Source organism: Sphingobium sp. UBA5915 (genome assembly GCF_002431195.1).
In the GTDB taxonomy this organism is placed as follows: domain Bacteria; phylum Pseudomonadota; class Alphaproteobacteria; order Sphingomonadales; family Sphingomonadaceae; genus Sphingobium; species Sphingobium soli.
On record NZ_DJDV01000006.1, the window covers coordinates 1 to 2,512 of the forward strand.

The window sequence follows — 2,512 nt, forward strand, 5'->3', positions numbered from 1 at the left end:
TGAGAACGGCGGTGAGAAAGTCGGCCACGGTAGCGGCGGGGTGACCCTGCTGCGGGCGGCGTAAAAGCCGTCCACCTTTACCCTTTCTGGCGGCAGGGAGGGCGGGAGGATTTTCACCGTGGATTTGTATCGCAAGGTGCGACTGGCCTGTGCCGAGGGGATGAGCCAGCGCGAAGCTGCGCGTCATTTCAACGTCTCGCGTGACAGCGTCAGCAAGATGATGGCGTTCTCGGTTCCGCCGGGATACCGGCGAACGGCACCCGTGAAGCGGCCGAAGCTGGATGCCTTCACCGGGATCATCGACGGCTGGCTTGAGGGCGACCGCGAGGTCCATCGCAAGCAGCGGCACACGGCGAAGCGGGTATTCGAGCGGCTTCGCGACGAGCATGGCTTCAGCGGTGGCTACACGATCGTGAAGGATTACATGCGGGAGCGCGTGCGGCGCGGCCGGGAGATGTTCGTGCCGCTCGCACATTCACCGGGACATGCCCAAGCCGACTTTGGCGAGGCGGTGGTCATCATAGGCGGTGTCGAGCAGAAGGCGCATTTCTTCGTCATGGACCTGCCGCACAGCGATGCCTGCTTCGTGCGTGCTTATCCCGCGGCGACAGCGGAAGCCTGGGTCGACGGCCACGTCCACGCCTTCGCGTTCTTCGGCAAGTTGCCCGCGTCGGTCCTCTACGACAACGACCGCTGCCTTGTTGCGAAGATCCTGCCGGACGGAACGCGTCAGAGGGCCACGCTCTTCAGCGGGTTCCTGTCGCATTACCTGTTCCGCGACCGCTACGGCCGCCCCGGCAAGGGCAACGACAAGGGCAACGCGGAGGGCCTGGTTGGCTACTCCCGCCGCAACTTCATGGTGCCGATCCCGCGGTTCGCGACCTGGGACGCGTTCAATGGTTACCTGGAGGACCAGTGTCTCAAGCGTCAGGCGGATGTCCTGCGGGGCCAGTCCGAGACCATCGGAGAACGGCTCGCGCGGGATCTGGCCGCGATGTCCGACCTGCCGGCCGCGCCGTTCGATGCCTGCGATCAGACCGCCGGACGGGTCAGCTCCCAGGCACTGGTGCGCTACAAGACGAACGATTACTCGGTGCCGGTCGCTTACGGCCACCGCGACGTCTGGATCAGGGGCTATGTCGACGAGGTCGTGATCGGCTGCGGTGGCGAGATCATCGCACGTCATCCGCGCTGCTACGACCGCGAGGACATGGTCTTCGATCCGATCCATTATCTTCCGCTGATCGAGAGGAAGATCAACGCCTTTGATCAGGCAGCGCCCTTGGCTGAATGGGATCTGCCGCCGGAGTTCGCAACCCTGCGCCGCCTGATGGAGGCGCGGATGATCAAGGCGGGACGCCGGGAATATGTGCAGGTCTTGCGCCTGCTGGAGACCTTCGACATCGACGATCTCCATGCCGCCGTGAAGAAGGCCCTGCAGTTGGGGACGGTCGGCTTCGATGCCGTGAAGCACCTCGTTCTCTGTCATGTCGAGAAACGGCCGCCGAAGTTGGACCTCGATGTCTATCCCTACCTGCCGCGCGCTAATGTCGGGACCACGTCGGCGGCCAGCTACATGTCCCTGCTATCGGGGGATGCGGCATGACCGACACCCCGAAGATCCTGCTCGCGGATCATCTGAAGACGCTGAAGCTGCCTACCTTCCTGCGGGAGTATGAGAAGCTGGGCCGTCAGTGCGCTGCCGAGGGGCTGGACCATGTCCAGTTCCTGGCGCGCCTCGTCGAGTTGGAACTGATCGACCGCGAGCGGCGGATGGTCGAGCGCCGCATCAAGGCCGCGAAGTTCCCGGCCACCAAGAGCCTCGACAGCTTCGACTTCAAAGCCCTTCCCAAGCTGAACAAGATGCAGGTGCTGGAACTCGCCCGCTGCGAATGGATCGACCGGCGCGAGAACGTCATCGCCTTGGGACCCAGCGGCACTGGCAAGACCCATGTTGCCCTCGGGCTGGGGCTCGCCGCGTGTCAGAAGGGGCTGTCGGTCAGCTTCATCACCGCCGCCGCGCTGGTCAACGAACTGATGGAGGCCCGCGACGAACGCCGCCTGCTGCGCCTGCAAAAGCAGCTGACCGCTGTCAAGCTGCTCATCATCGACGAGTTGGGCTTCGTGCCGCTCTCCAAGACCGGTGCCGAGCTTCTGTTCGAAGTGATCTCGCAGCGCTATGAGCGCGGCGCCATGCTGATCACCAGCAACCTGCCATTCGACGAATGGACTGAAACCTTCGGCACCGAGCGCCTGACCGGTGCCCTCCTCGACAGGCTGACGCACCACGTCAACATCCTCGAGATGAACGGCGACAGCTATCGGCTCGGCCAAAGTCGCGCCCGAAAGGCCGAAGTCCCAACCTGATCATCCGTCCAGGATTGGCCCTGCGGGCCAATGCGCCATGGCACGCGCCAGCTATGTGGCAAGCGCGCGCGCCATGGCGCATTAGCGCCCGCCACTGGCCTGGTTTTACGCCGCCACGTGGCCGGTTTTTACTCCGCCGTTGACA

Annotated in this window: 2 protein-coding genes; both read left to right on the forward strand. The window is 64.1% G+C overall.

The genetic code is table 11. The features are described 5' to 3' along the window. The first annotated feature begins 118 nt into the window (after window positions 1–118). On the forward strand, window positions 119–1,606 hold the full coding sequence (gene istA, locus B2V90_RS00945) for an IS21 family transposase (RefSeq protein WP_293919440.1): 1,488 nt from the start codon (window positions 119–121) through the stop codon (window positions 1,604–1,606). Beyond that, complete coding sequence (gene istB, locus B2V90_RS00950; RefSeq protein WP_293919441.1) at window positions 1,603–2,367, forward strand: IS21-like element helper ATPase IstB; 765 nt, start codon at window positions 1,603–1,605, stop codon at window positions 2,365–2,367. The genes istA and istB overlap by 4 nt, the downstream gene beginning before the upstream one ends. Window positions 2,368–2,512 lie beyond the last annotated feature (145 nt).